The organism is Microbacterium sp. C7(2022) (assembly GCF_028823665.1).
Lineage (GTDB): Bacteria > Actinomycetota > Actinomycetes > Actinomycetales > Microbacteriaceae > Microbacterium.
Window position 1 is genome coordinate 326,884 of record NZ_JAPEHV010000001.1, and the last position, 26,263, is coordinate 353,146.

The following is a 26,263-nucleotide window of genomic DNA, read 5'->3' on the forward strand; positions in this document are numbered from 1 at the left end:
CCTGAGTATCAATTGTGTGTTTGCTCTTGACCCGGTGAGTGGTGCCCGATAGCTTCGCAGGTGGAGCTGTGTCTGCGCGTTCGCTTGGGGAACTTTTGAACGCGCGCGGTGACACCGCTTGGGGAGCTCCACACTGGGGCACTCACGTCGATTGCGACAAGGTGAAGCAATGAGTGGCATGCATGATTTTGGGGAATCGAACAGCCGGGGTATTCGGCGACGCCTGCGGGCCGAGCGGCAGCGTGAACGCGCGCTGACGATCCGGCACCGCTGGTGGGCGGGAGGTGTGGCCACCGTGCTGTCGGCGGCCCTCGTGTTCACGGGGATGAGCCCGGCCGTCGCCGAAGAGCCGACCCCGACCCCTTCGGCCGACGAGACGTCGCAGACGGAGGAGTCGAGCGAGCAGTCGGCCGACGAGGCTGAGCCGACCGAAGAGGCGAAGCCCACGGAAGAGGCCAAGCCCACGGAAGAGGCCAAGCCCACCGAAGAGGCCAAGCCCACCGAAGAGGCCAAGCCCACCGAAGAGGCCAAACCGACTGAAGAGGCGAAGTCCACCGAGGAGGCCACTTCCTCGCCGACGCCCACACTCGAGGCCAAGCAGACCGAGCAGGATGAGCAGCAGCTCATCACGCCGATGTCGGTGCCGAGCCCCACAGCCGGTACCGCGGTGATCACGATCAAGGTCGGATCAGACCGCACCGGCACCGAGGGCGTGACGAACCTCGAAGGTGTCGTCCTCCACCTGAAGAACGGCGACTCCAGCGGCCCGGACAGTGCGCGCTGGGACGGCGTCGCCGGCGACGGTGACGGATGGGCGCGATGCGAATCTGACGCCGACGGCGACTGCTCGTTCGAGGTGCCGGACACACAGCCCGGAGGCGACAATCGTGGCGACCGACCCTGGGTTGTGCAGTACTCCGTCCCCGGCACGCACTACATGAACCCCACGCTGCGCGTGGGTGGCGCCTCCGGCTCGGGTTCGTCGCTCGCGTACCAGTTCCGCATGAAGACCGGCCTGCAGGCGGGCAACGTGTACAGCTCGCAGGACGCGAACGACATCATGCTCAGTTCTGGTTTCACCTATAACGCCTCGGGGGGCATCTGGCAGCAGTCGCGCACTAACCCTTCGCTCGCGCCCTCGTGTGGACTGGACGTCGCGCTGATCCTCGACATCTCCGGGTCCGTCGGCAACGCGCTCCCCAGCCTGAAGACCGCGGCGAATACATTCGTCGATTCACTCGCTGGTACCCAGTCGCGCATGTCGCTGTTCTCGTTCTCGTGGGTGAGCCCCGGCCAGGGCGCTTCCCAGAACTATCCTGACCTCGTCCCAGTGACCACGACGGCACAAGGGACCAGCTTCAAGAACCGCTACGCCAGCTGGACTTCGAGTGGCGGCACCAACTGGGACCGCGGTCTCGGTGCGGCCGCAGCAGCGAACACTGGCGCCAACGCCGTCGATGTCGCGGTCATCATCACCGACGGAAACCCGACGACCTACAACGATCCACGTGAGGGCTCGGGCAGTGACAACCGCTTCCGCGAAACCGAGAATGGCATCTTCTCGGCGAACGCGCTCAAAGCGGCGGGGACGCGCGTGATCGCCTTCGGTGTGGGCGCGGGAGCAACCGGTGCGACCAATGCACTGAACCTGCGAGCGGTCTCGGGCACGACCGTCTACAACGGGTCGAATAGCGCCGTCGCTGACTTCTACCAGACGACGAACTATGAGGCGGTTGGCACGGCGCTGCGCAACCTTGCCCTGGGTAACTGTCAGGGATCGCTGTCGGTGACCAAGCAGATCGTCCCGTCGACCAACGCTCCGGGCGACATCACTGGCGCAGTTCCGGCGGGCGCGGGATGGACGTTCAACAGCTCGATCAACCCGGGCACCGTCACCACCCCGAATGCCTCGCGCACCACGATTGCTGACGGTACGGGTACGGTCTCCTTCCCGCTGAGCTACGCTGGCGGCACCAACTCTGCCGCAGTCACGATCGTCGAAGACCAGCAGCCCGGCTACACACTGCACACGGTGGGTGGCCAGAACGCGGTGTGTACGAACCTCAACACCGGTGCGGCGATCGCCCTCAGTGGGAACCCGACCAACGGCTTCACGGTGAACGTGCCCAGCAATGCGGCCGTGAACTGTGTCGTCTACAACCGTGCCCCAAGCCCCGAAGCAGACCTGACGGTCAGCAAGAACTGGGTCGTCAACGGTGTTCCGTTCACGAATGGTGCGCAGCCGAATGGCCTGAGCGCGCAGCTCAGCCTGACCGGCCCGGATGGCGCTGGCGCATCCGTGCAGGGCTGGGGTGTAACGCGCACCGGTTACGAGCAGGGCGACACCAGCACGATCAGCGAGACCGTCGACCTGATCGATTCTGAGCTCTGCACCAACTCGGCACGCATCACGTCGATCAACGGATCTACCGTCGATATCGCACTCGGCTCGGGCTACGCCATGTCGTTGACGCAGGAACACAACACCGCAGTGATCACCAACACTGTTGAGTGTGAGAGCCGGCTGACACTCGTGAAGGACGTCGACGGCGGTGACGCAGATGCCTCGTTGTGGACCCTGCACGCGACGAATACCACTGGCAGCGGATTGCCCGGCTTCTCGGGCGCGGCAGGTTCCGCGTCCGTCGAGGACATCGAAGTGACGCCGAACACGCGCTACCAACTGTTCGAATCTGCGGGCGACCCGCGGTACGTGCAGACCGACAACCGAACCTCGCTTCAGTCCAACCCGCTCTCTACAGGTTCGGCGACCTGTGTGCGTATCAACGCCAATGGGGGAGTCCTCAGCGGATTCAGCGACGGCATCAATGGTGGTGTCGATGTCCCTCTCGGCTACCGCGTCATGTGCACGCTCGTCAACGAGACCGCAGAGCTCGCCCTGCTCAAGCACGTCATCAATGACAACGGTGGGAGCGGCGCAGCCGGGGACTTCGACCTGACGGCGACGCCCGCGACTCTCGCAGGCCTCACGCCGACCACGGTTGTCGGCGTCGAAGACCTCGCTTCGGCGACCCTGTTCCAGGTGCGCCCCGACCACGTCTACACGCTGACGGAGTCGACCGAACCCGGTTACGAATTCGTCAAGCTGCAGCAGTGGGTCGACGGCGCCTGGGTTGATGTTGTCGCGAACCCCGACCCGTTGGGATACCCGCAGCAGAACGCGCAGGGCGCGTGGCAGATCACCGTCGAGGCGCTCGAAGAAGCCGCCTACCGTTTCGTCAACGATGACATCGCGCCCACTCTCACGCTGGTGAAGAACGTCACCAACGACAACGGGGGCGAGGCCGAAGCATCCGAGTGGACGCTCACGGCATCCGACACCAACGGTGTGGTCCTCTCGGGCGCAACCGCGACCCCGGCGGTCACGGACCAAGAGGTCGAGGCTGGCACGGTCTACACGATCGGCGAGAACGGTGGACCGAGCGGGTACGAGTGGACCACCCTCGTCTGCACGGGTCGACAGGACTTGTCACCGCAGAACGCGCAGATCACGTTGCTTCCCGGTGAGGACGTCACCTGTACTCTCACCAACGACGACCAGCCCGGAAAGCTCACGCTGATCAAGGACGTGACGAACGCGCACGGTGGTACCGCAGTGCCGAGCGACTGGACGCTGACCGCCGACGGACCTGACACCGTGACGGGGGCCGGCAACTCTGCTGCCGTGACGAACCAGACGGTGGATGCCGGAAGCTATGCGTTGAGCGAATCGGATGGCCCGGATGGCTATGAACTCGATGACCTGTCGTGCACCGGCGGCACCCTGACGGATGAGAACGTCGCGGTTCCGGTCGGCGGCGATGTCACCTGCACGTTCTACAACATCGACATCGCTCCGAAGCTCACGCTGGTGAAGATCGTCGACAACAAGAACGGCCTCGGGACGCACGCCGCAACCGAATGGACGCTGACGGCGCAAGAGGCCGGCGAGGCGCCGGTCATCGACGAGATGGGGACCGCGATCAACGCGTCCTCGGCACAGACTCAGCAGGTCGAGGTCGAGGCCAACGTGCTCTACGTGCTGTCGGAGGACGGCCCGTCGGGCTACACGGCCGGCGTGTGGTCGTGTGGGGGCATTCCCTCCGCGGACGGCGACGTGATTCTTGCCGTGGGCCAGGAGGTCACGTGTCAGATCACCAACACGGTGATCACGCACGATGTGACCCTGGTGAAGAAGTGGGTCAACGCCTACCAGGGCGACGAGACCGAGCTCACGCTCGGCGATGAGACGTCGGACTCGGTGGCGAACGGCGATGCCGAGTTCATCGACACCGCGACGCAGATCACCGTCGAGGTCGCGGAAGGCGAGAGTATCTCGCTCTCCGAGGTCTTGGGTGCTGGCAACCAGGGCGTCTACTCGACAACCTTCGGCTGCACCGACGGCGTTGTGAGCGGATCCGGACTCGACTTCGAGCTGACCGTCCCCGCCTCGGATGTCACGTGTACGTTCACGAACACGGCCAACGAAGTTGCCGTGACGCTGATCAAGCAGTGGGCCGACGGCAGTTTCCCCGGCGACGAGGCGGATCTGGTGATCTCGACGGTGGGCGAAACGCTCGCATCGGGAACGTCGGTCGTGGGGCCCGCGGCGACGATCAACGCGTCGGTACGTGTCGGCACGAGCGTGTGGTTCAGCGAGACGCTGGACGCAGGCAATACCGGCAGCTACTCCACCACGTGGGTTTGTGACAACGGCACATCCGGCTCGGGTACCTCGATCCCGATGACCACGGTGTCGGTCGCACTTACCTGCACGTTCACGAACACGCCGGACGTCGTCACCATCGACGTCGACAAGACGTGGGTCAACGCCTTTGTGGGTGACAGCGCCGACCTGTCGGTCTCCGACCAGTCGGGCGAATCCGTCGCCGATGCTGAGAACGAGACCGACGAGAGCGTGGCCAGCGCCACGGTTCGGGTCGGTGACACCATCACGGTGGCGGAAGCCTTCGGCGACAACACCGGTGTCTACGATGCGACCTACGTGTGCGCCGGCCTGCAGGGCGCGGGCACGACCGTCGACATCACCGTTCCTGACGAAGACACGACGTGTGTGTTCACCAACACCGCGCGCGAACAGGACGTCACGCTGAACAAGCAGTGGGTGAACGCCATCCAGGGTGACACCGCCGAACTGAGCATCAACGGTGGTACCCGTGTCACCAGCACGGCGAACGGTCAGAGCGGCTCGTGGCTCGACACGGTCAACACTGTGACGGAGTCCGTCCGCATCGGCGACACCGTTGAGTTCGAGGAGTTCCTCGGCGAATTCAACCTTGCCGAGTACGACTCGACGTACTCCTGCACCGGTGAAGCCGTGCAGGCAGGCGAGGGCACGTCGTTCACCATCGACAGCATGCCCGGCGATATCGTCACCTGTACCTTCCGCAACGAAGCCATCCTGGGCGACCTCACGCTCGAGAAGGTCGTGGTCAACGACAACGGCGGCGAGGCAGAAGACACCGACTGGACGCTCTCGGCGGACGGAATCGTCGACATCTCCGGTGCCGAGGGTGACCCCGAGATCACCGGCGCTGCGGTTCCCGCGGGATCCTACGATCTTTCGGAGTCGGACGGCCCCGCAGGGTACGAGCAGACCGACCTCATCTGTGTCGACGGTGACGAAGAGCTCGAGCTCGACGGCCAGACGGTCATGGTCGAGGGCGGAGCGTCGGTGGTGTGTACCTTCACCAACGACGACATCGCTCCGACGCTGACGCTGAAGAAGATCGTCGACAACCGCGACGGCCTCGGCACGCAGTCCGCAGAAGCGTGGACCCTGACCGCCGCCGACGGGGCAGACGCCGTGATCGACGAGCAGGGTACGTCGTCAGACGACGGGGTGACGGCGGTCACCCAGACCGTCGAGGTCGAGGCGGGTACCGCGTACGTCCTGTCCGAAGATGGCCCCGCCGGGTACACGGCGAGCACCTGGTCGTGTGACGTGGGCGTGTTCGAGAACGGCGCGGTGACGCTCGCGCTGGATGAGGACGCGACCTGCACGATCACGAACACGGCGAAGGACGCCTCGGGTCGTCACGACAAGAGCGTGACCAGCCTTTCGCAGGGTGCGGACGGCACGTGGACGATTGTCTACGACGTCACCGTCTACAACACGTCCGAAGCATCCACGCTGACGTACGACCTCGATGACACGCTCCGGTTCGGATCGGGCATCGACGTGCAGTCGGCAACCTGGGTCGGGCCGGCAGGAGGCACTCCCGCCGACTTCGACACCGAGTGGTCGACCGTTCTCGCCTCGGGTGCAACGCTCCCGCAGAACGACACGTCCGACGCCACCGCGGTCTACACCGTGACGGCGACAGCCACGATCCCGGAGTTCCCGGCTGCGGAAGACACCTGGCAAGACTGTGTCGACCCGCTCGGCGAAGCTGACGGCGGATTCCTGAACGAATCGATGCTGACGATCGGCGAAGAGGAAACGTACGCGTACGCGTGTGACGAGCCGTCGTTCCCGACGATCAGCAAGACCGGTCAGGTTTCGACGCAGGATGCCACGACCGGCGACTGGACAGTGGGATGGGTCATCACGGTGACGAACCCCGGTGACCAGCCGGTGGCCGCGGTCGTCGAGGATGTCCTCCCCGAGGCTCCGGCAGACTGGACACTCGTGGGTGGAGAGTGGGCCATCGCCAATGGCGCCGGAACGCCGACGGTGGACCTGTCGCTCGCGCCGAGCCCCAGCCCGCAGACGATCTGGCAGACGACGGACGATGCATCGCGCCTGCCGGCGGACACGACCTACACCTTCACGGTGACGGGAACGCTCCGAGCGTCCGCGGAGGCACCGGCGATCGGTGCCTGCGACCCGCAGACCGAGACGGGTGGACTGGTCAACTCGGCCACCGTGAGCTCGGGCGAGGCCAGCGTTGGCGACGACGGTTGCGTCGACACCGACGTGGCGACGGCGACGCCCGAGAAGGCGGTGCTCACCACCTCGCAGCTGGTCGATGGCTCGTGGCAGATCACGTACCTCGTGACCGTCACGAACGACTCCAGCGAACTGGTGGCGATCTACGACCTCAACGACACTCCGTTGCTTGACGGTGTGACCATCGTGCCTGACACGGCGCGCTGGGCCACCAGCGACAGCGCGGGTGTCCCCGCGGGCGCGTGGAGCGCGTTCGACCCGGCAACAGGAGACGACCTGGTCACCGGCAAGGCGCTCGCCGCCGGCGGCACGGACTACTACGTGGTCGAGGTCACCGTCGAGGTCACCGAAGACGGGTGGTCCGACGAGGATGCACTCACGTGCCAGAAGGAGCTTTCCCTCGAAGAGGGCGGCTTCCTCAACCTGGTTACCGTGACCTCGGGTGGTGAAGAGAAGACGGCGGATGCGTGCTCCGAGCCCGCGCTGCCGACGATCGCCAAGGACCCGATGTCGGTTGTCCAGGACCCGGTGGATGCCACGAAGTGGCTCGTCAGCTACCGCTTGACGGTGACGTCGGGAGGCTTCGACACGTTCTACTCGCTCTCCGACACCCCGGAGTTCGCGCCGGGCATCGACCTCGGCCCGGGCAAGGCGCGCCGGGTTGACACTGAGCCAGCTGGCGAATGGGTCGACATCACCTCCGGTGTGGACTTCGTGATCGACGAGCCGCTGGCTGCTGGTGACATCGGTGACGACGCACACGTGTATGAGGTGGCATGGATTGCCGACTTCACCGGCGAGTTCGACGTCAACGACGCGGAGTGCAACGGTGCTGGTACCGGCTTCTTCAACACGGCGACGCTGACCGTCGGCAACATCCCGCAGGATGACGACGCGTGCCAGCCGCCGGAGGAAGTGGTCTACCCGACCTTCTCCAAGACGGTGACCTCGACGCAGCAGGATCCGACGTCGGGTGAGTGGATGATCGAGTACGAGCTCGAGGTGTACCTGCCTTCGAGCGAAGAGGACCCGGTCGCGAACCCGAAGGATCTGTCGACCGAGTACGACCTGTCTGACACGCTCGACTTCGGTGGTGACATCGAGATCGTCGGCACCCCGACGTGGTCGGGCGACGGCGAGTCGGGTGACTTCGACGCCGGCTCTGCTCAGATCGCCACCGAGAAGCGCATCGACGCGGGCGAAACCCACACGTACACGGTTTCTGTGGTCGCGAGCGTGCCGACCGAGGCTGTCGAGGGCGGCACCATCACGTGCTACCCGAACAGCGAAGACCCGGCAGGCGGCTTCCTCAACACGGCGCTGCTGACGGTGGGCGACCAGGAGTTCCCCGCGGATGCATGTTCCGAGCCGATCGTTCCCGAGGTCTACAAGGGAGCGGACTCGTACACGCAGAACGAGGACGGCACGCAGACGATCAGCTACTACATCGACGTGACGGTGCCGCCGACCGAGTCGCCGTACGCCGCAGAGTCGGCTGTGTACGACCTGGTCGACGCGCCCGAGCTCCCCGAGGGAACGACCCTGGTCGGTGAGTGGACCGCAGAAGCAGTCGGCGGCTCAACACCCACTCCAGACGCGGCGACGTGGAATGGCGAGGGTGAGTGGACGATCATCGAGGGTGCCGAAATCACCGTCGAAGAGGGAATCCACACCTACGTCGTGACGGCGACCGTCCAGGTCGCCAGCGTTCCGGCAGAGCAGGAGCCGTGCTACGAAGAGGCTGAAGGCATCTCGGTCTGGAACACGGTCACCCTCACCTCAGGTGGCTACACCGACGACTCCGAGGCCTGCCAGATCGTCCACCTGGACGACGTGGGTATCGAGAAGACGTCAGTGCTGCCGGAGGGTGAGACCTCGGTCGAGCCGGGTGACACGTTCGACTACGTGCTGACAGTCACCAACTACGGCACGCGCCCCGCCTACGGCGTTCGCGTGACGGACGACGACATCAACGAGCGGCTCGAGATCACGGGCCTGGTCGTGGATGGATCGAGTTGGGCTGAGGCGCCGGGCTACGTCGGCAACGTCGTTGACCTGACGCTGGACTACCTGCCGATCGACGGAACGGCGACGATCACCATCACGGTGGAGTTCCTGCCCTTCGAGATCGACGGGTCCGACCTTCCGGCCGTGGTCGGCGGGGAGCCGGCACCGCTGGCACCTGCTCCGATCGAGTCGCTCGACAACATCGCGTGTGTCGAACTGACCGGCCAGTACAACGGCCAGACGGGTCGCGTCGCGGAGTTCGAAGGACTCCTGAATGGTCCGGACACGAACGAGGCCAACAACTGCGACGACGAGAACGTTCCGACGCGCGACATCGTGGCATCCGTCTACACACGCTGTGTGAACGATGCTCCGCTGTTGGGCTGGACCGTCGCGAAGTCGGGTCTGCTCACGAGCGAGCCGATCGAGTTCACCTGGATTCCGACGAACTCGGATGTGACGCCCGAGACGTCGCCGGCACAGGTCGCACTGACCGAGCCGGGCGGGACGAGCACTTGGACGAACGAGATCGCGTGGCCGGGGTCGGTATTCACCCCGTCTGGTATCTCGATCGACTACCCGGGTTGGCGGCCGATCGAGGGTCAGGACCTCGCTCCCGACGGGCAGTACTACCTGCCGGGGACCGACACGATCATGACTCCGGAGCAGCGTGCGCAGTTCGTGTTCAACGGGTTGATCCTCGACCCGAGCGAGCTCGACTTCGCATGGCGCGGTCTCACCACGGTGACGTTCTCGGTGAACCCCGAGATCAGCTTCACCACGGGATACCCGGCAGCGACGCCCGACTGCTACGTGGCACGGCACACCGAGCTGGAGATCGAGAAGACGGCGAGCGTCGAGAAGACCGAACCGGGTGAGTCCTTCACGTACGACATCGCGGTGGAGAACGTCAGCGACGACTCCGCAGCCGACGGTGTTGTGGTGACGGATGCCATCCCCGCCGATGTCAAGATCACCAACGTCACGTGGCCTGGTCTCAACGACGACTTGGCGTTCCCGAACTGGCAGACGTGTGCAGTCAGCGGTCAGGATGCGCAGGGTTACGGCGGCACGCTCGAGTGTGTGCTGACTGGCCCGCTGCAGCCGGCTGGATCGAACAACGGCGGAGCGACGGCGGCGCCGACGATCACGTTGACGGCGATGGTCGATCCTTCGTCGACAGCGAGCGTCATCACGAACGTCGCGGTGGTGGATTACCACACGTTCGATGACCCGGAGGACACCGGTCGCGACACCGACGATGCGGTTGTGCTGCTGTCGGCACTGCCGGTGACCGGTGGCTCGGCGATGACGATCTACGCGGTGCTCGGCGTTCTGGCTCTGCTCGGTGGTGGCGTCGTCCTCCTGACGATCCGTCGGCGTCGGGAGTCGAAGCTGATCGTGTAGCTGCGTGCGGCGCCGGGACCCCAAGACCGGCACCACACGCTCCGCGCGACCCGCGCGCGCCGTTCACCCCTCGCAGGACAGCACCTGCGGGGGGTGAACGGCGCTCGCGCGCGAAGCCTCAGTTCTTGCTCAGGCCCGGCACGTCGATTTCTCTCCCGCGCTGCAGTCTCGCTAATGTTCACTACAGACGCTTCATCACGCCGTGGGACCCGAACACCCGCGGCGAGCTATCACTGTCGGAGAACACGCCTGGGGGCGTGCCGTCAGCACTTAACGCGCAGACGCGCTTTCCTGGGGAGGAACACCGTGCGATCATTGCGCACTGTCATTGCCGCCGCCGTATCCCTCACATTGGCCGTCGGCGCAAGCATCGGATTCGCCGCGCCGGCAGCCGCGACGCTCGCCGAACCGACGGGGACGCAGGTGTGCGCGCCGTACGATTCCGGCAAGGTCAACGTCAGCGGAAGCCACAAGACCCTCACGCTCAGCGCGCCCGACGGCAAGCTGATCTCGGGCTACTGCGTCAAGGCCGGCTCGACGCAGCAGGGTAACGGCCCGGTGTTCGTGACGGTGGATCCCGCTCAGAAGAGCGTCACGATCAGCCACCCGTCGGGCAAGGACATCTCGCACTACGCGCTGGTGTACACCACCGAGGGAACCCCCACCGCCGACAAGCCGATCCAGACGCTGGCGTGCGACACGATCACGGTCGACTACCGGCGTCCGCTCGTCAACGGTGACCACATCAACCTCGAGTTCACCCCGGCAGAAGGTGGCGGCAACAAGCAGGTCAACCTTTACGTCGACCGCAACATTGCGGGCGGATACGACACGCTCGGTCTTCGGATGCCGGGAGGCCAGACGCAGCCGCTCACCGAAGCAGAGGTGCGCTCCGGAGTGATCACGTGGACCTACTCGGAGTTCATCTCCAGCGTGGGCGGCTACACGGTGGCGTTCGTTCAGACGAACGAGACAGACACGTGGCCGAAGCTGGACTGCACGACCGAAGAAGAGCCCGAGTGTCCCGAGGGCACCGTCGAGCAGGAGGACGGCTCGTGTGAGGAGCCGCCGACCGCAGAGACGTACGTCGACCTCGGCATCGTCAAGACTCACTCCGACCTCGGCGAGGAGAACACGGTCGACTACAGCACCGAGTTCAGCTACTTCCTCGAGGTGACCAACCACGGCACGGCCACGGTGACGGCAGGCGTTGTGACCGACGAGGTCCCCACGGGACTTACCGTGACCTCGGTGATCGTGCCGGGCGGCTGGACCGACGAGACCGTCGACAACACCGTGAAGGTCTCGAACGTGGTTCTTGCCCCCGAAGCATCCGGAATCATTGAGGTGAAGGTCGTCGTCGAAGACGCACACGACTACACCGCTCCCGACGTGAGTGTCGGTGAATCCGATCCTCAGCCGCAGTTGTCGCTGGAAGGCGCGTTCACCAACGAAGCCTGCGTCGACGCTCCGTTCGATGTGAACCCCGACAACGACTGCAGCGAGGTCGTGGTCGAGCGCGACGAGCTCGTGGCGAACGTGTTCGTGCGCTGCATCAACGACGCGCCTTACTTGTACTACTCCGTAGAGACGAGCCCTTCACTCGCGGGTAAGCCGATCACCCTCACGTGGGCACCGGTGAGCCAGCCGGCCGTCCCCGCGTCGCAGGTGCTGACGCTCGACTCGGGCGACTCGGGTCGCATTGTGTGGCCCGGTGCCGAGTTCGCCTCGAACGGCAACAGCATCCTGTGGCCGGGCTACCGCCCGCTGGTCGAGGCCGACTACAACGCCGACGGTACCCTCGCTATCGACCCGTCGCTTGTCTACAACGGTCTGGTGCTCGACACCTCGCACGAGACGTATCCGTGGCGTGGCGCATCGACGGTGACGTTCTCGGTCAACCCGACCCTCACCGTAAGCACGTCCTACCCGTCGGCATCGCCGAACTGTTCTATCCCGCGCGCGGCCGACATGACGGTCACCAAGACCGCGAGCGTCGAGACGGTCCAGGCCGGTGACTCGTTCGACTACAACCTCGCCGTGGCGAACGTGAGCGTGGACGGCGCCGCCGACCCCGTGACCATCACCGACGTCATCCCGAGCGACATCCGCGTCGACGAGATCACGACCGACACCACTGCGTTCCCGCGTTGGACCGGGTGCGACGTGGCAGACGCTGACAGCGACGGCTTCGGCGGCGTGCTGACGTGTTCGCTGTTCGGCCCCCTCATGATGGGGGAGTCCGCGCCGACGATCACGCTGGGCGTGACGGTCGCCGACGACACCAGTGCTGACCGCATCAGCAACACCGCAGAGGTCTGCTGGGCTGGCCCCGATGACGCTGAACTGATCGCGTGCAACGACGACACCGCCGACGTGACGCGTGAGCCCACCCCGGTCATCGACCTCGGCATCGAGAAGACGCACTCCGACCTGCCCACCGGCACCGTCGATCCCGGTGACGAGTTCTCGTACTTCCTCGAGGTGACCAATAACGGCACCGTCGCGGTCGACGACGGCGTCGTCACGGACGAGGTTCCGAGCAGCCTCGAGGTCCTCGAGGTCATCACCCCGGTCGGCACTTCGGTCGGCAGCGGCAACGATGTGGAGATCACCGGTGTGGCGCTGGATGTGGATGCTTCCGTAATCATCGAGGTTCGTGTGCGCGTCATCCCGAATGCGGTCGATGCGGTGCCGAACTACGCAGCCGAGGAAGCGCCTGCCGCAGTCTCGCTGAGCGGACCCATCGAGAACACCGCGTGCGTCGCGGTGACCGGTGACGCCGATGCGAGCAACGACTGCTCGACCGTCGAGATCGAGCGTGACGAGATCGCGGCCAACGTCTGGATGCAGTGCATCAACGACGCGCCATACCTCTACTACTCGGTGCAGACGTCGCCGAGCCTGCAGGGTGAGCCGATCACGCTGACCTGGACGCCCGACACGCAGCCCGCCGTGCCGTCGGAGGTGACGCTCACGCTCGAATCGGGTGACTCGGGTCGCATCGTATGGCCGGGTGCTGACTTCGCAGCCAATGACGTGAGCATCCTGTGGCCGGGCTATCGCGCGCTCGTCGAGAGCGACTACAACGCTGACGGCACGTTGGCTGTCGACCCCGCGCTCGTCTACAACGGACTGGTGCTCGACACCGACTACGAGACGTACCCGTGGCGTCTGGGTTCGACCGTGACGCTCTCGGTGAACCCGACGCTGACCCTGGCAGCCAGCTACCCGGCGGCCACGGCGAACTGCGCGGTGCCTCGTTCGGCTGACATGCAGGTCACCAAGACCGCCAGCGCGTCTTCGGTGTCGCCGGGTGAGTCGTTCGACTACACGCTCGCCGTCGAGAACGTGAGTGTGGATGCCGCCGCCGACCCCGTCGTCATCACCGACATGATTCCCGCCGACATCCGCGTCGACGAGATCACGACGGATGCCACGGCTTTCCCGCGCTGGGACGACTGTGAACTGACGGGGACGGATGCCGATGGCTTCGGCGGAATGGTGGAGTGCCACCTCTTCGGTCCGCTCGCCACCGGTGCGTCGGCCCCCGACATCACGCTCGAAGTGACGGTCGCAAGCGATGTCACCGTCGGTACGATCAGCAACACGGCGGAGGTCTGCTGGGGCGGTCCCGATGACGGTGGCGAGATCGTCGCGTGCAACGACGACTCCGCGAGTGTCACGATCACTCAGCCCCTCGCCGTGACCGGCGGCACGGCGCCGCTGGCGATGGGTATGAGCGCCGCGATCGTCATGTTGCTGGGTGCGTCGGCGTTCTTCTTCGCTCGCTCGCGCCGTCAGGCAGGTGCCGCCAGCTGATCGCCGGAGCGCGTGTCGACCACGTCTGACGAAGGGCCGGTTTCCTCACGGAGATCGGCCCTTCGCGGCATCCGGATATCCTCCCCTGGGAACCGGGTGTGGATAGCGCACACAAACCCGCCCGAGTTTGCGACACGCCCGGGATGCACGTAGACTAGTGAGGTTCCACATTCCGGGTGCGCCTTCGTGCGTGCGACCGGATCACCACCAGGGCAGTGCATAGGCCGCGTGAACGCGTGTAGACCTAGGCCGCGGGTGGCAGAACACTCAATCCGAACACCTCACTCAGAGATGGGTGGCGCGCGTGCGTGCAGCGGGATTCGGAGCCGCGTGTGAAAGCGTGCGGATTGACAGAAGAACAGTGGTGCGCAGCACCAGCCCAGCTGGTGGAAGTGCCAGGGCGCGTAAGCGTCACCGTGCGTCCAATGCCCCCGGGGAGTCCGGGAGGTAAGACGCTGAAGAGAGAGAAGCAGACAATGGCGGGACAGAAAATCCGCATTCGCCTGAAGTCGTACGACCACGCCGGTCTCGACACGTCGGCGCGCAAGATCGTCGACACCGTGACCCGTGCGGGCGCAACGGTTGTGGGCCCCGTGCCCCTGCCGACCGAGAAGAACGTCGTGTGCGTCATCCGGTCGCCCCACAAGTACAAGGACAGCCGCGAGCACTTCGAGATGCGCACCCACAAGCGCCTCATCGACATCATCGACCCGACGCCCAAGGCTGTCGACTCGCTGATGCGTCTCGACCTCCCGGCCGATGTCAACATCGAGATCAAGCTCTGAGGTTCGACATGACTGACATCAACACCAAGGTTTCCAAGGGCCTGCTGGGCACCAAGCTCGGTATGACCCAGGTCTGGGACGCGGACGGCAAGCTCGTCCCCGTCACCGTCATCGAGGTGGCCCCCAACGTGGTCACCCAGGTCCGCACCCCCGAGAAGGACGGCTACAACGCCGTTCAGATCGCTGCGGGCCAGATCGACCCCCGCAAGGTCAACAAGCCCCTCACGGCCCACTTCGAGGCCGCGGGCGTGACCCCCCGCCGTCACGTCACCGAGATCCGCACCGCGGACGCCGGTGACTACACCCTCGGCCAGGAGCTCACCGTTGACGGTGTGTTCGAGGCCGGCCAGCTGGTCGACGTCGTCGGCACCAGCAAGGGTAAGGGCACCGCGGGTGTCATGAAGCGCCACAACTTCAAGGGCGTTTCGGCTTCGCACGGTGCACACCGCAACCACCGCAAGCCCGGTTCGATCGGCGCATCGTCGACCCCGAGCCGCGTCTTCAAGGGCATGCGCATGGCCGGCCGCATGGGTGGCGAGCGCGTGACCGTCCTCAACCTCAAGGTGCACGCCATCGACGCCGAGAAGGGTCTGCTGCTCGTCAAGGGCGCCGTCCCCGGTGCACGTGGCCGTACCGTTTACGTCCGCAACGCAGTGAAGGGGGCCTGAGCACATGGCTGACTCGACTCTCGCGCTCGACGTGCTGAAGGCCGACGGCAAGAAGGCAGGCTCCGTGGAGCTTCCCGCCGCGATCTTCGACGTCAAGACGAACATCCCGCTCATCCACCAGGTCGTCGTCGCGCAGCTCGCGGCGGCTCGCCAGGGTACTCACTCGACCAAGCGTCGCGGTGAGGTCTCGGGTGCCGGCCGCAAGCCCTTCAAGCAGAAGGGCACCGGTAACGCCCGTCAGGGCTCGATCCGCGCGCCGCACATGACCGGTGGTGGCATCGTGCACGGCCCGAAGCCGCGCAACTACGCGCAGCGCACCCCCAAGAAGATGATCGCCGCTGCCCTCCTGGGTGCTATCAGCGATCGTGCTCGTGGTGGTCGTCTGCACATCGTCGACTCGTTCGGCATCGACGGCGCTCCGTCGACCAAGGCCGCTGCGGCCGTGCTGACCGGCTTCGGCGCCGTCAAGAACGTGCTCGTGGTCATCGACCGCGCGGACGAGCTGACCGTGAAGAGCGTGCGCAACCTCGCGTACGTGCACGTGCTCTCGTCTGACCAGCTCAACGCATACGACGTGCTCGTCTCCGACGACATCGTCTTCACCAAGGCCGCCTACGACGCGTTCGTCGCTTCGAAGTCCGGCGCCACCGAGGAGGTCTCGGCATGACCGCCGTGAACAAGGACCCGCGCGACATCATCCTGAAGCCGGTCGTCTCGGAGAAGAGCTACGGTCTCATCGACGAAGGCAAGTACACGTTCCTCGTGGACCCGCGCGCTTCGAAGACCGAGATCAAGCTCGCCATCGAGAAGATCTTCGGCGTCAAGGTTGCCGCGGTCAACACGCTCAACCGCGCGGGCAAGGCCCGTCGCACCCGCTTCGGCACGGGAAAGCGCAAGGACACCAAGCGCGCCATCGTGACGCTCAAGTCGGGCACCATCGACATCTTCACGGCAGTCGGCTGACGGTCGGGATAGAGGACTAGAGAACATGGCTATTCGCAAGTACAAGCCCACGACCCCGGGTCGCCGCGGCTCGTCGGTGGCCGACTTCGCCGAGATCACCCGATCGACGCCCGAGAAGTCGCTCCTCCGCCCGCTGTCCAAGACCGGTGGTCGCAACAACCAGGGTCGCATCACGACCCGTCACATCGGTGGTGGCCACAAGCGCCAGTACCGCGTGATCGACTTCCGTCGCAACGACAAGGACGGAATCAACGCCAAGGTCGCTCACATCGAGTACGACCCCAACCGCACCGCGCGTATCGCGCTGCTGCACTACTTCGACGGCGAGAAGCGTTACATCATCGCCCCGAACAAGCTCCAGCAGGGTGACATCGTCGAGTCGGGCGCTGGCGCTGACATCAAGCCGGGTAACAACCTGCCGCTGAAGAACATCCCCACCGGTACCGTCATCCACGCCATCGAGCTCCGCCCCGGCGGCGGCGCGAAGCTGGCGCGTTCGGCCGGAGCCTCGGTTCGCCTCGTGGCGAAGGACGGCCCCTACGCTCAGCTGCGTCTGCCCTCGGGCGAGATCCGCAACGTCGATGCGCGCTGCCGCGCGACCATCGGCGAGGTCGGCAACGCCGAGCAGTCGAACATCAACTGGGGTAAGGCTGGCCGCAACCGCTGGAAGGGCATCCGCCCGACCGTTCGCGGTGTTGCCATGAACCCGGTTGACCACCCGCACGGTGGTGGTGAGGGTAAGACCTCCGGTGGTCGTCACCCTGTTTCGCCGTGGGGCCAGGCCGAAGGCCGCACCCGCCACGCGAACAAGGAAAGCGACAAGTACATCGTTCGCCGTCGCAACGCCGGCAAGAAGCGCAAGTAGGAGTAGAGGAAGATGCCACGCAGTCTTAAGAAGGGCCCCTTCGTCGACGAGCACCTGCTTCGCAAGGTTGCCTCGCAGAACGAAGCCGGGACCAAGAACGTCATCAAGACCTGGTCGCGTCGCTCGATGATCGTCCCCGCAATGCTGGGTCACACGATCGCCGTGCACGACGGACGCAAGCACATCCCCGTGTTCGTGTCCGAGACCATGGTTGGCCACAAGCTGGGCGAATTCGCGCCCACCCGCACCTTCCGCGGCCACGTGAAGGACGACAAGAAGGGACGGCGCCGCTAATGGTCGAATCCATCGCACGCGTGAAGCACATCCGCGTCACCCCTCAGAAGGCTCGTCGTGTGGTTGCGCTCATCAAGGGCAAGCAGGCTGAGGAGGCCCTGGCCATCCTCAAGTTCGCGCCGCAGGGTGCGAGCGAGCCGATCTACAAGCTGGTTGCCGCCGGCATCGCGAACGCTCGCGTGACGGCTGACAAGAACGGCGAGTACCTGGACGAGTCCGACCTGTACGTGAAGAACGCGTACGTCGACGAGGGCACGACGCTTAAGCGTTTCCAGCCCCGCGCACAGGGCCGCGCCTTCCAGATCAAGAAGCGCACGAGCCACATCACGGTCGTGCTGTCGACCCCGGAGGTTGCTGAGGCAGCCCCCGTCAAGACCAAGAAGGCGAGCAAGTAATGGGCCAGAAAGTCAACCCGTACGGCTTCCGCCTCGGGATCACCACTGACCACGTGTCGCGGTGGTTCTCGGACTCGACGAAGCCGGGACAGCGCTACGCAGACTACGTAGCCGAGGACATCAAGATCCGCAAGCTGCTGCAGACCCAGCTCGACCGAGCCGGCGTCAGCAACATCGAGATCGAGCGCACCCGTGACCGCGTTCGCGTCGACATCCACACCGCCCGCCCGGGCATCGTGATCGGTCGTCGCGGCGCCGAGGCAGAGCGCATCCGCGCTGACCTCGAGAAGCTCACCGGCAAGCAGATCCAGCTGAACATCCTCGAGGTGAAGAACCCCGAGGCCGACGCTCAGCTCGTCGCTCAGGGCATCGCCGAGCAGCTTTCTGCTCGCGTGGCGTTCCGTCGCGCGATGCGCAAGGGTCTGCAGGGCGCTCAGCGCGCCGGCGCCAAGGGCATCCGTATCCAGGTCTCCGGCCGCCTCGGCGGCGCCGAGATGAGCCGCTCGGAGTTCTACCGCGAAGGTCGTGTGCCGCTGCACACGCTCCGCGCGAACATCGACTACGGCTTCTACGAGGCGAAGACCACCTTCGGCCGCATCGGCGTGAAGGTCTGGATCTACAAGGGTGACCTCACCAACAAGGAGCTGGCTCGCGAGCAGGCTAACCAGAAGCCTTCGCGTGACCGCAACGACCGTCCGCGTCGTGGCCCCCGCAACGAGGCCCCCGTCGCAGAAGGAGCATCGGCATAATGCTTATTCCCCGCAAGGTGAAGTACCGCAAGCAGCACCACCCCGGTCGGTCCGGTCAGGCGACCGGTGGCACCCAGGTCAGCTTCGGTGAGTTCGGTATCCAGGCCCTCACCCCCGCTTACGTGACCAACCGTCAGATCGAGTCCGCTCGTATCGCCATGACTCGTCACATCAAGCGTGGTGGAAAGGTGTGGATCAACATCTACCCCGACCGTCCGCTCACGAAGAAGCCCGCCGAAACCCGCATGGGTTCCGGTAAGGGTTCGCCCGAGTGGTGGGTCGCAAACGTCAAGCCGGGTCGCGTGCTGTTCGAGGTCGCAGGTGTCGATGAGACCCTCGCCCGCGAAGCACTGACCCGTGCCATCCACAAGCTGCCGCTCAAGGCACGCATCATCAAGCGCGAGGGAGGCGACGCGTAATGGCGATCGGCACCAAGACGCTCGCTCCGAGCGAGCTCGACACGTTCGAAGACCAGCGCCTCGTCGAGGAGCTGCGCAAGGCCAAGGAAGAGCTGTTCAACCTGCGCTTCCAGTCGGCCACCGGCCAGCTCGAGAGCCACGGCCGCATCCGTGCGGTCAAGCGCGACATCGCGCGGCTCTACACCGTGATCCGCGAGCGCGAGCTGGGCATTCGTGCCACGCCCGCGCCCGTCGAGACCGCGACGAAGGCGAAGAAGACGAAGGCTAAGAAGGCGGATGCCGCTGACGAAGCCGTGAAGGAAGAGGCCGAGTGATGGCTGAGACCAAGAAGAAGGCCGCTGAAGTCGAGCACGCCGAGCACGACGTGCGCGACGCCGACGCCCGTGGTTACCGCAAGGCTCGCCGCGGCTACGTCGTGAGTGACAAGATGGACAAGACGATCGTCGTCGAGGTCGAGGACCGCGTTAAGCACCCCCTCTACGGCAAGGTCATCCGCCGCACCTCCAAGGTCAAGGCGCACGACGAGGCAAACACCGCCGGCATCGGCGACCTCGTCCTCATCAACGAGACCCGTCCGCTCAGCGCCACCAAGCGCTGGCGTCTGGTCGAGATCCTCGAGAAGGCCAAGTAGGCCCTCGGCTTACTTGGAACCCAAGGAGTAACAAGTGATTCAGCAGGAATCCCGCCTCAAGGTCGCCGACAACACCGGCGCCAAGGAGCTGCTCACGATCCGTGTGCTTGGTGGTTCGCAGCGTCGGTACGCCGGCGTGGGCGACATCATCGTCGCGACGGTGAAGGACGCAATCCCCGGCGGCAACGTGAAGAAGGGTGACGTCGTCAAGGCGGTCGTCGTCCGCACCGTGAAGCAGACCCGTCGTCCCGACGGTTCGTACATCAAGTTCGACGAGAACGCCGCCGTCATCCTGAAGGGCGACGGGGAGCCCCGCGGCACCCGCATCTTCGGACCGGTCGGTCGTGAGCTTCGTGACAAGAAGTTCATGAAGATCGTCTCGCTCGCCCCGGAGGTCATTTGATCATGGCGAACATCAAAAAGGGCGACCTCGTTGAGGTCATCACCGGTCGTAAGCAGGACAAGGGCGGCGACCGCGGCAAGCAGGGTAAGGTCCTCGAGGTCCTCACCGAGCAGAACCGCGTGATCGTCGAAGGTGTCAACTACGTCACGAAGCACAACCGCGTGGGTCAGTCCCAGCGCGGCACCAAGACGGGTGGCATCGAAACGATGGAAGCCCCGATCCACATTTCCAACGTCGCTGTCGTCGACCCCTCGACCAAGAAGCCGACCCGTGTCGGTCACCGCGTCGAGGAGCAGACGAAGGACGGCGTGAAGCGCACCGTCCGCGTGCGCTACGCGAAGAAGTCAGGCAAGGACCTCTGAAATGACTAACGCAACTGCTGCGGAGACTGGCAAGATCCAGCCCCGCCTGAAGCAGAAGTACCAGGGTGAGATCAAGAAGGCTCTGCAGGACGAGTTCGGCTACGCCAACGTCATGCAGATCCCCGGTCTGGTCAAGGTTGTCGTGAACACCGGTGTCGGCGAGGCAGCTCGTGACTCGAAGGTGATCGATGGTGCGGTCGACGACCTCACCAAGATCACCGGACAGAAGCCGGTTGTTACGAAGGCCCGCAAGTCCATCGCTCAGTTCAAGCTGCGCGAGGGTCAGGCCATCGGCGCCCACGTCACCCTCCGTGGTGACCGTGCGTGGGAGTTCGTCGACCGCCTCGTCAACCTCGCCCTGCCCCGCATCCGCGACTTCCGCGGTCTGTCGGGCAAGCAGTTCGACGGCAACGGCAACTACACCTTCGGTCTCCAGGAGCAGTCCGTGTTCCACGAGATCGACCAGGACAAGATCGACCGTGTCCGCGGGTTCGACATCACGATCGTGACGTCGGCGAAGACGGATGCCGAAGGCCGTGCGCTTCTGCGTCACCTCGGCTTCCCGTTCCGTACCGAGGACGCCCAGGCGTAGTCCACATACCCCGGTTCCCCGCCCCCCCCCCCCGCGGGGGGGCCCCCCCCCCCCCCCCCCCCCCCCCTCGCCCGGCCCCCCCGCCGGCGGGGGGGCGGGGAACCACCCCACCACAGGTCGACGTCCGTGTAACGGTCGGCGAAACCTGGTGAACAAAGGAAACACCGAAATGACAATGACAGACCCGGTCGCAGACATGCTGACCCGTCTGCGCAATGCGAACTCGGCACACCACGACTCCGTGTCGCTGCCGAGCTCGAAGCTCAAGACTCACATCGCAGAGATCCTCCAGCAGGAGGGTTACATCTCGGGTTGGGAAGTCAGCGACGCCCGCGTCGGCCAGACCCTGACCCTCACGCTGAAGTACGGCCCGAACCGCGAGCGGTCGATCGCCGGCATCAAGCGCGTGTCGAAGCCCGGTCTTCGCGTGTACGCGAAGTCGACCGAGATCCCCACCGTCCTCGGTGGCCTCGGTGTGGCGATCCTGTCCACCTCCTCCGGTCTTCTCACTGACCGTCAGGCCGAGCAGAAGGGCGTGGGTGGGGAAGTCCTCGCCTACGTGTGGTGATCTGACATGTCGCGTATTGGACGTCTCCCCATTGACATTCCCGCCGGCGTGACCGTTGAGGTCTCCGGCCAGGACGTCGCCGTGAAGGGCCCGAAGGGCGAGCTCACGCTCTCTGTTTCGAACCCGATCGAGGTCAAGGTTGAAGAAGGACAGGTCGTTGTGTCCCGTCCGGATGACGAGCGCGAGTCGCGTTCGCTCCACGGCCTGACCCGCACGCTCATCAACAACAACATCATCGGTGTCACCCAGGGCTACACCAAGGGCCTCGAGGTTGTGGGTACGGGTTACCGCGTGGCGCAGAAGGGCAGCTCGGTCGAGTTCGCCCTTGGCTTCTCGCACCCCGTGCTGATCGACCCGCCCGCCGGGATCACCTTCACGGTCGAGGGCAACAACAAGCTCACCGTGAGCGGCATCGACAAGCAGGCCGTCGGCGAGGCGGCTGCGAACATCCGCAAGATCCGCAAGCCCGAGCCCTACAAGGGCAAGGGTGTGCGCTACGCCGGCGAAGTTGTGCGGCGCAAGGCCGGAAAGGCTGGTAAGTAATCATGGCTGTGAAGTCGAAGTCCGACGCACGTTCGCGTCGTCACGCCCGCCTTCGCAAGAAGGTCGTCGGCACGTCCGAGCGTCCCCGCCTGGTCGTCAACCGTTCGTCCCGTCACGTGTTCGTGCAGCTCGTCGACGACAGCAAGGGCCACACCGTGGCCTCGGCGTCGACGCTCGAAGCCGACCTGCGTGGATTCGAGGGTGACAAGACCGCTAAGGCCCGCAAGGTCGGCGAGCTCGTCGCCGAGCGTGCGAAGGCCGCCGGTGTCTCCGACGCCGTTTTCGACCGCGGTGGCAACCGCTACGCGGGCCGTGTCGCGGCAATTGCCGACGGCGCTCGCGAGGGAGGTCTGAACCTGTGAGCGATGCAACCAACAACAACAACGAGGTGACCGAAGTGACCGAGCAGGCAACTGCTGCTGCCGCTGAGGCGCCGGCAGAGCGCGAGCGCGAGCCGCGTCGTGGAGGTCGCGAGCGTCGCGACAACAACCGCGACCGCAACAACTCGCGTGACGACAAGAGCCAGTTCCTGGAGCGCGTCGTCACCATCAACCGCGTGTCGAAGGTCGTCAAGGGCGGCCGTCGCTTCAGCTTCACGGCGCTCGTCGTCGTGGGCGATGGCAACGGTGTCGTGGGTGTCGGCTACGGCAAGGCGCGTGAGGTTCCGCTCGCGATCTCGAAGGGTGTCGAGGAAGCCAAGCGCAACTTCTTCCGCGTCCCCCGTACGGGCTCGACCATCCCGCACCCGGTGCAGGGTGAGGCCGCTGCTGGTGTGGTGCTCCTGCGCCCGGCCGCTGCCGGTACCGGTGTTATCGCCGGTGGTCCGGTGCGTGCCGTGCTCGAGTGCGCCGGTATCCACGACGTGCTGTCGAAGTCGCTCGGTTCGTCGAACACGATCAACATCGTCCACGCGACGGTGGAGGCCCTGAAGCAGCTCGAAGAGCCCCGTGCGGTTGCCGCGCGTCGTGGTCTCGAGTTCGACCAGGTCGCCCCCGCCCGTCTCGTCCGCGCCGAGGCTGAGGCCACGGCCGCTGCGAAGGTAGGTGCCTGATGGCTGCGCGTCTGAAGGTCACGCAGATCAAGTCCAAGGTGAGCGAGAAGCAGAACCAGCGTGACACGCTGCGCTCGCTCGGTCTCAAGCGGATCGGCGACTCGGTCGTCCGTCCCGACGACTCGCAGACTCGCGGGTACGTCAAGACCGTCGCGCACCTCGTGAAGGTTGAGGAGATCGACTAATGGCTGACAAGGCCGAGAAGAACGACGCCGTCGAGGCAGAGGCCGCCAAGGCCCCCGCCAAGAAGGCTCCTGCCAAGAAGGCAGCACCCAAGGCTGACAAGGCTGACGCAGCTCCCGCTGCTGCCGCCAAGAAGGCTCCCGCGAAGAAGGCTGCGCCCAAGAAGGCCGATGCTCCGGCATCACGCCCCGGCGTGCTGAAGGTTCACCACCTGCGTCCCGTCCCGGGTGCCAACACGGCGAAGACCCGTGTCGGCCGCGGTGAGGGCTCGAAGGGTAAGACGGCTGGCCGTGGTACCAAGGGTCAGAAGGCTCGCTACCAGGTCAAGGCTGGCTTCGAGGGTGGCCAGATGCCGCTGCACATGCGCACCCCGAAGCTTCGCGGCTTCAAGAACCCGTTCCGCGTCGAGTACCAGGTCGTGAACCTGGACAAGCTCGCTGAGCTGTACCCCGCCGGTGGCGAGGTCACGGTCAGCGACCTCGTCGCCAAGGGCGCGGTTCGCAAGAACGAGAAGGTCAAGGTGCTCGGCACCGGCGACATCTCGGTGAAGCTCGACGTGTCGGTCGACAAGGTCTCGGGCTCCGCTGAGCAGAAGATCGTCGCCGCCGGCGGCACCGTCAAGTAGTACTCACAATGGGGGTCGGAGCATGCTCCGGCCCCCATTGGGTTACCCTGAATGCTGGCCGTCGTTCGCGCGGCCGGCATCCCCTCCTGGAGGCAACCTCTTGTTCAGCGCCATTGCGCGGGTCTTCCGCACCCCTGATCTGCGTCGGAAGATCGCATTCACGTTGGCGATCATCGCCCTGTACCGCCTTGGCGCTCACGTGCCGGCACCGTTCGTGGACTTCCCGAACGTCCAGTCATGTCTCGACCAGTCCGCCGGCACTGAGGGCCTGCTGTCGCTGGTCAACCTCTTCTCCGGCGGCGCACTGTTGCAGCTGTCGATCTTCGCGCTGGGCGTCATGCCGTACATCACGGCGACGATTATCACGCAGCTGTTGCGCGTGGTCATCCCGCACTTCGAAACCCTCTACAAGGAGGGCCAGGCGGGCCAGGCGAAGCTCACCCAGTACACCCGTTACCTGACGATCGCGCTCGCACTGCTGCAGTCGACAACGCTCGTGACGGTGGCCCGCAGTGGCCAGCTCTTCGGCATCACCGGTGTTCCCGAGTGCGAGCAGCTCCTCACCAACGACGTGTGGTGGGCTCAGCTCCTCATGATCATCACGATGACTGCCGGTACCGGCCTCATCATGTGGTTCGCCGAGCTCGTCACCGAGCGCGGTATCGGCAACGGCATGTCGCTGTTGATCTTCACCTCCATCGCGGCGGCATTCCCGGCATCCATGTGGGCCATCTGGCAGTCGAAGGGCTTCGAGGTCTTCCTGCTCGTTCTCGCCGTCGGCGTTCTCGTCGTCGCTCTCGTGGTGTTCGTCGAGCAGTCGCAGCGTCGCATCCCGGTGCAGTACGCCAAGCGCATGGTGGGGCGCCGTACCTACGGCGGCACCAACACGTACATCCCGATCAAGGTGAACATGGCCGGTGTTGTGCCCGTCATCTTCGCATCGTCGCTGCTGTACATCCCCGCGCTCATCGCGCAGTTCAACCAGCCGCAGGCGGGCGAAGAGGTTCCCGCATGGGTCAGCTGGATCCAGCTGTACCTCGTGCGCGGTGACCACCCGCTGTACATGGCGCTGTACTTCTTCCTCATCGTGGGCTTCACGTACTTCTATGTCGCGATCACCTTCAACCCCGTCGAGGTCGCCGACAACATGAAGAAGTACGGCGGGTTCATCCCCGGTATCCGTGCCGGTCGCCCCACGGCCGAGTACCTCGACTACGTCCTGACCCGCATCACGCTGCCCGGCTCGATCTACCTCGGTCTGATCGCGCTGTTGCCGCTGATTGCGCTCGTGACGGTGCAGGCCAACCAGAACTTCCCGTTCGGCGGTGCGTCGATCCTCATCATCGTCGGTGTGGGTCTCGAGACCGTGAAGCAGATCGACGCTCAGCTCCAGCAGCGTCACTACGAAGGGCTCCTCCGATGACCCGTCTTCTGATCGTGGGCCCCCAGGGCTCTGGCAAGGGCACGCAGGGCGTGCGCGTGGCCGAAGCCTTCGGCATTCCGGCCATCTCGACCGGCGACATGTTCCGTGCCGCAGTGTCGGGTGGATCTGACCTCGGCAACCAGGTCAAGGCCATCATCGAGGCCGGTGACCTCGTTCCCGACTCGCTCACCAGCGCGGTCGTGCGCGACCGTCTCGCTCAGGATGACGCCGCAGAGGGCTTCCTCCTCGACGGTTACCCGCGCAACCTCGGTCAGGTCGGCGACCTGGACGCGTTCCTGCAGGGTCGCGATGAGCAGCTGGATGCTGTGATCGAACTCAGCGTTCCGCGTGACGAGTCGATCTCGCGCCTGTCGCTGCGCGCGCAGGAGCAGGGTCGCACGGACGACACCGAAGAGGTCATCGCGAACCGCCTCGGCATCTACGAGCGCGAGACCGCTCCGATCCTCGACGTGTACCGCGAGCGCGGCATCGTCGACGCGATCGACGGGGTCGGCACGCTCGACGAGATCGAACAGCGCATCATCGCCGCCCTCGAGGCGCGCGGTCTCGTTCGCACGGCTGACGTCTGAGGTTT

General features: G+C 65.2%; 24 protein-coding genes. All 24 read left to right on the top strand.

Annotation, left to right across the window (positions count from 1 at the left end; translation table 11 throughout):
* The first annotated feature begins 169 nt into the window (after positions 1-169).
* The 24 genes from ON062_RS01385 to ON062_RS01500 all read left to right on the top strand — a co-directional run bounded on the left by ON062_RS01385 (position 170) and on the right by ON062_RS01500 (position 26,258).
* Entirely contained in the window at positions 170-10,327 is a 10,158-nt protein-coding gene (locus ON062_RS01385) for a VWA domain-containing protein (protein WP_274645337.1), read from the top strand.
* A gap of 315 nt (positions 10,328-10,642) precedes the next feature.
* The gene (locus ON062_RS01390) at positions 10,643-14,149 is read left to right on the top strand and encodes a hypothetical protein (RefSeq protein ID WP_274645338.1); all 3,507 of its coding nucleotides are present in this window, start codon (positions 10,643-10,645) and stop codon (positions 14,147-14,149) included.
* Between the two features lie 476 nt (positions 14,150-14,625).
* The gene (gene rpsJ, locus ON062_RS01395; RefSeq protein WP_021755788.1) at positions 14,626-14,934 is read left to right on the top strand and encodes a 30S ribosomal protein S10; all 309 of its coding nucleotides are present in this window, start codon (positions 14,626-14,628) and stop codon (positions 14,932-14,934) included.
* An 8-nt stretch (positions 14,935-14,942) separates the two neighbouring features.
* On the top strand, positions 14,943-15,602 hold the full coding sequence (gene rplC / locus ON062_RS01400) for a 50S ribosomal protein L3 (protein WP_274645339.1): 660 nt from the start codon (positions 14,943-14,945) through the stop codon (positions 15,600-15,602).
* Between the two features lie 4 nt (positions 15,603-15,606).
* Positions 15,607-16,269 (top strand): 50S ribosomal protein L4, encoded by a 663-nt coding sequence (gene rplD / locus ON062_RS01405; protein WP_274645340.1) that lies wholly within the window; start codon positions 15,607-15,609, stop codon positions 16,267-16,269.
* Positions 16,266-16,565, top strand: coding sequence for a 50S ribosomal protein L23 (rplW, locus tag ON062_RS01410; RefSeq protein WP_192635689.1), 300 nt, complete (start codon positions 16,266-16,268; stop codon positions 16,563-16,565). The genes rplD and rplW overlap by 4 nt, the downstream gene beginning before the upstream one ends.
* Positions 16,566-16,590: 25 nt before the next feature.
* Entirely contained in the window at positions 16,591-17,430 is an 840-nt protein-coding gene (rplB, locus tag ON062_RS01415; RefSeq protein WP_274645341.1) for a 50S ribosomal protein L2, read from the top strand.
* Positions 17,431-17,442: 12 nt separating this feature from the next.
* Positions 17,443-17,724 (top strand): 30S ribosomal protein S19, encoded by a 282-nt coding sequence (gene rpsS, locus ON062_RS01420; RefSeq protein ID WP_274645342.1) that lies wholly within the window; start codon positions 17,443-17,445, stop codon positions 17,722-17,724.
* Positions 17,724-18,119 carry a 50S ribosomal protein L22 gene (gene rplV, locus ON062_RS01425; RefSeq protein WP_274645343.1) on the top strand — a complete coding sequence of 132 codons (396 nt, stop codon included), beginning with the start codon at positions 17,724-17,726 and terminating at the stop codon, positions 18,117-18,119. The genes rpsS and rplV overlap by 1 nt, the downstream gene beginning before the upstream one ends.
* Positions 18,119-18,868, top strand: a complete 750-nt coding sequence (gene rpsC / locus ON062_RS01430; RefSeq protein WP_274645344.1) for a 30S ribosomal protein S3 — start codon at positions 18,119-18,121, stop codon at positions 18,866-18,868. The genes rplV and rpsC overlap by 1 nt, the downstream gene beginning before the upstream one ends.
* Positions 18,868-19,287 carry a 50S ribosomal protein L16 gene (gene rplP / locus ON062_RS01435; protein WP_274645345.1) on the top strand — a complete coding sequence of 140 codons (420 nt, stop codon included), beginning with the start codon at positions 18,868-18,870 and terminating at the stop codon, positions 19,285-19,287. Before rpsC ends, rplP begins: the two co-directional genes overlap by 1 nt.
* The gene (gene rpmC / locus ON062_RS01440; protein WP_274645346.1) at positions 19,287-19,601 is read left to right on the top strand and encodes a 50S ribosomal protein L29; all 315 of its coding nucleotides are present in this window, start codon (positions 19,287-19,289) and stop codon (positions 19,599-19,601) included. The genes rplP and rpmC overlap by 1 nt, the downstream gene beginning before the upstream one ends.
* The gene (rpsQ, locus tag ON062_RS01445; RefSeq protein WP_274645347.1) at positions 19,601-19,918 is read left to right on the top strand and encodes a 30S ribosomal protein S17; all 318 of its coding nucleotides are present in this window, start codon (positions 19,601-19,603) and stop codon (positions 19,916-19,918) included. The genes rpmC and rpsQ overlap by 1 nt, the downstream gene beginning before the upstream one ends.
* A 34-nt stretch (positions 19,919-19,952) precedes the next feature.
* Entirely contained in the window at positions 19,953-20,321 is a 369-nt protein-coding gene (gene rplN, locus ON062_RS01450) for a 50S ribosomal protein L14 (protein WP_274645348.1), read from the top strand.
* Positions 20,322-20,323: 2 nt separating this feature from the next.
* Positions 20,324-20,683, top strand: a complete 360-nt coding sequence (gene rplX, locus ON062_RS01455; protein WP_274645349.1) for a 50S ribosomal protein L24 — start codon at positions 20,324-20,326, stop codon at positions 20,681-20,683.
* 1 nt (position 20,684) lies between these two features.
* Entirely contained in the window at positions 20,685-21,275 is a 591-nt protein-coding gene (rplE, locus tag ON062_RS01460) for a 50S ribosomal protein L5 (RefSeq protein WP_274645350.1), read from the top strand.
* 169 nt (positions 21,276-21,444) lie between these two features.
* Positions 21,445-21,843: a 30S ribosomal protein S8 gene (gene rpsH / locus ON062_RS01465; protein WP_274645351.1), complete on the top strand. Its 399-nt coding sequence runs from the start codon at positions 21,445-21,447 to the stop codon at positions 21,841-21,843.
* 6 nt (positions 21,844-21,849) lie between these two features.
* Positions 21,850-22,386, top strand: a complete 537-nt coding sequence (gene rplF, locus ON062_RS01470; protein ID WP_274645352.1) for a 50S ribosomal protein L6 — start codon at positions 21,850-21,852, stop codon at positions 22,384-22,386.
* Between the two features lie 2 nt (positions 22,387-22,388).
* A complete protein-coding gene (rplR, locus tag ON062_RS01475; RefSeq protein ID WP_274645353.1) occupies positions 22,389-22,748 on the top strand; it encodes a 50S ribosomal protein L18 in 360 nt (119 codons plus the stop codon).
* Positions 22,749-22,774: 26 nt separating this feature from the next.
* Positions 22,775-23,437, top strand: coding sequence for a 30S ribosomal protein S5 (gene rpsE / locus ON062_RS01480; protein WP_274645464.1), 663 nt, complete (start codon positions 22,775-22,777; stop codon positions 23,435-23,437).
* Positions 23,437-23,622: a 50S ribosomal protein L30 gene (rpmD, locus tag ON062_RS01485; protein ID WP_223170718.1), complete on the top strand. Its 186-nt coding sequence runs from the start codon at positions 23,437-23,439 to the stop codon at positions 23,620-23,622. Before rpsE ends, rpmD begins: the two co-directional genes overlap by 1 nt.
* Complete coding sequence (gene rplO / locus ON062_RS01490) at positions 23,622-24,245, top strand: 50S ribosomal protein L15 (protein WP_274645354.1); 624 nt, start codon at positions 23,622-23,624, stop codon at positions 24,243-24,245. The genes rpmD and rplO overlap by 1 nt, the downstream gene beginning before the upstream one ends.
* A gap of 100 nt (positions 24,246-24,345) precedes the next feature.
* Positions 24,346-25,668 carry a preprotein translocase subunit SecY gene (gene secY / locus ON062_RS01495; RefSeq protein ID WP_274645465.1) on the top strand — a complete coding sequence of 441 codons (1,323 nt, stop codon included), beginning with the start codon at positions 24,346-24,348 and terminating at the stop codon, positions 25,666-25,668.
* Positions 25,665-26,258 carry an adenylate kinase gene (locus ON062_RS01500; protein WP_274645355.1) on the top strand — a complete coding sequence of 198 codons (594 nt, stop codon included), beginning with the start codon at positions 25,665-25,667 and terminating at the stop codon, positions 26,256-26,258. The genes secY and ON062_RS01500 overlap by 4 nt, the downstream gene beginning before the upstream one ends.
* Positions 26,259-26,263: the final 5 nt, after the last annotated feature.